Annotated in this window: 1 protein-coding gene and 1 pseudogene; both read right to left on the bottom strand. The window is 67.6% G+C overall.

The genetic code is table 11. The features are described 5' to 3' along the window. A pseudogene (locus AC14A7_RS05230) lies at positions 1 to 690 on the bottom strand (PucR family transcriptional regulator); the annotation flags it as partial. A gap of 6 nt (positions 691 to 696) precedes the next feature. Further along, positions 697 to 3190 (bottom strand): pyruvate dehydrogenase (acetyl-transferring), homodimeric type (aceE, locus tag AC14A7_RS05225; RefSeq protein ID WP_484006912.1); only part of this gene is annotated, 2494 nt, incomplete at its 5' end.

Here is a 3190-nt window from a genome sequence, read left to right as displayed (position 1 = left end):
GGGGGAGTCCTCGGTGAAGGGGGTGGCCCGACCGATGACGAGAACCAGCCGCGACCCCTGCACACCGATGAGCACGTCGGCGTCGAGGTGGCGCGCCGTGCGGCGCAGCTGGTCGACGTCGAGCACGCGCGGTGCCGTGCCGACGAGCACGCAGACCTCGCCGTGGCCGTTCCAGCCGAGGGCGGCGATGCGGCTCGGCAGCTCGGTGTCGTACTCCCCGCTGAGGATGCTGTCGACGACGAGCGCCTCCAACCGGCCGTCCCACAGGCCCCGGGCCTCCGCCGCGCGGGCGTAGACGTCAGCGGCGGCGAAGGCGATCTCGCGGGAGTAGAGCAGGATCGCCTCCCGCAGCACGTCGTCGCCGTCGCCGATGCGCGCATCAACGACCTCCACTGTGAGCCGGATCAGCTGCAGCGTCTGCTGCAGAGAGACCGAGCGCAGCAGCTCGCGCGGGGCTCCGCCGAAGACGTCCGCGGCGATCCATGGGGTGGACTTCGGATCCTCGAACCAGCTGATGAACGAGCTGATGCCCGCCTGCGCGACGAGACCGACCGCCGACCGCCGCCCCGGCGGCATCTCGCCGTACCAAGGCAGCGTGTCGTCCAGGCGCTTCAGCGTCGCCGTGGCCAGCTCACCAGAGATGGTGCGCAGCCAGGCGAGCGTCTGCGCCTTGGTCTTCGGGGCAGCCATGTCTGGCTAGCTCTCGCCGCCCGCGGATCCCGTGGTGCCAGCTGTCACGTCGTGCAGCTGGTACTTCTCGATCGCTGCGGCCGGCGCGGATGCGTCGACCTCACCACGGGCGACGAGCGCCTCGAGGGTGCGAACGACCATCGACGGGCCGTCGATCTTGAAGAACCGACGAGCCGCTGCACGAGTGTCGGAGAAGCCGAACGAGTCGGCCCCGAGCGTCGCATAGCTGCCAGGAACGAACGGACGGATCATGTCGGGCACCGCGTGCATGTGGTCGGTCACGGCGACGAATGGTCCGGCACTGCCGAACAGCTTGCGCGTCACGTAGGGAACCTGCTTCTCGGCTCCCGGGTTGAGGAAGTTGTGCTCCTCTGCCCGCAGGCCGTCGCGGCGAAGCTCCGTCCAGGAGGTCACCGACCAGACGTCAGCGGAGACGCCCCAGTCGTCGGCGAGCAGCTGCTGGGCCTCGAGTGCCCACGGCACGGCGACTCCCGATGCCAGCAGCTGAGCCTTTGGCCCAGGAGCCTCCGATGCGTTGAGAAGGTAGAGGCCCTTGAGCGCGCCCTCGACGTCGAAGTTCTCCGGCTCGGCCGGCTGCACGACCGGCTCGTTGTAGACCGTGATGTAGTACATGACATTCGGGTCCTCGTGAGCGCCGCCGTACATGCGCTCGAGGCCGTCCTTCATGATGACGCCGATTTCGTACCCGTACGCCGGGTCGTAGGAGACGACGGCGGGGTTCGTTGCGGCGATGACGTGCGAGTGGCCGTCGGCGTGCTGGAGGCCCTCACCGGTCAGGGTGGTGCGGCCAGCGGTCGCGCCGATGATGAATCCGCGGGCCATCTGGTCACCCGCCGCCCACATCGCGTCACCGGTGCGCTGGAAGCCGAACATCGAGTAGAAGACGTAGACCGGAATGAGCGGCTCGCCGTTGGTCGAGTACTGCGTTCCGGCAGCAGTGAAGGCCGCGAATGCGCCGGCCTCGTTGATGCCGACGTGCACGATCTGACCCTGCGGCGACTCCTTGTAGGCGAGCAGCTGCTCCCGGTCGACCGAGGTGTAGGTCTGGCCGTTCGGGTTGTAGATCTTCGCGGTGGGGAAGTAGGCATCCATTCCGAAGGTGCGGGCCTCGTCCGGAATGATCGGGACGATGCGCTGTCCGATGCCCTTGTCGCGCAGGAGGTCTTTCAGCAGCCGTGCGAACGCCATAGTCGAGGCGATCTCCTGCTTGCCGGAGCCCTTCTTGACGACGTCGTAGGCAGAGGCCTCCGGAACCGCGATCTGGGTGTACTTCGATATGCGTTCCGGCAGGTAGCCGCCGAGCTCGCGGCGACGCTCGTGCAGGTACTGGATCGCCTCGTCGTTCTCGCCGGGGTGGTAGAACGGCGGCTTGTACGGGTTCTCCTCCAGCACGGCGTCGGTGATCGGGATGTTCATCACGTCGCGGAACTGCTTGAGGTTGTCGAGCGTGAGCTTCTTCATCTGGTGGGTCGCGTTGCGGCCCTCGAACGACGGTCCGAGACCGTAGCCCTTGACCGTCTTGGCGAGGATGACGGTCGGCTGCCCGGTGTGCTCCTGCGCTGCCTTGAACGCCGCGTACACCTTGCGGTAGTCGTGCCCGCCCCGCTTGAGGCCCCAGATCTGCTCGTCGGTGTAGTCCTTGACCATCGCGAGGGTGCGCGGGTCGCGACCGAAGAAGTTCTCGCGCACGTAGGCGCCGCTCTCCGCCTTGTAGGTCTGGTAGTCGCCGTCTGGCGTGCGGTTCATGAGGTCGCGCAGAGCGCCCTCCGTGTCGTTCTTGAGGAGCTCGTCCCACTCGCGACCCCAGACGACCTTGATGACGTTCCAGCCGGCGCCGCGGAAGAAGCTCTCGAGCTCCTGGATGATCTTGCCGTTGCCGCGCACAGGGCCGTCAAGACGCTGCAGGTTGCAGTTGATGACGAAGTTGAGATTGTCGAGGCCCTCGTTGGCAGCCCACTGCAGGGCGCCACGGCTCTCGACCTCATCCATCTCGCCATCGCCGAGGAACGCCCAGACCTGCTGGTCGGAGGCATCCTTGATGCCGCGGTTGGTGAGGTACTTGTTCGACTGCGCCTGGTAGATGGCGTTGATCGGCCCGAGGCCCATCGAGACCGTCGGGAACTGCCAGAACTCCGGCATGAGGCGGGGGTGCGGGTACGACGAGAGGCCGAGCGGCGCGCGGGACTTCTCCTGGCGGAAGCTGTCCATCTGGTCTTCGCTCAGGCGGCCCTCGAGGAAGGCGCGGGCGTACATGCCGGGGGAGGCGTGGCCTTGGTAGAAGATCTGGTCGCCGCCACCGGGGTGGTCGGCACCGCGGAAGAAGTGGTTGTGGCCGACCTCGTAGAGCGACGCGGCGCCCGCGTAGGTCGAGATGTGGCCGCCGACGGCGATGCCGGGGCGCTGCGCGCGGTGCACGAGGATGGCCGCGTTCCAGCGGATCCACGCCCGGTAGCGGCGCTCGATCTCCTCGTCGCCGGGG

The organism is Conyzicola sp. (assembly GCF_057073975.1).
The sequence above is the reverse complement of the archived record's forward strand: the minus strand, read 5'-3'. Positions and strand labels throughout refer to the sequence as shown.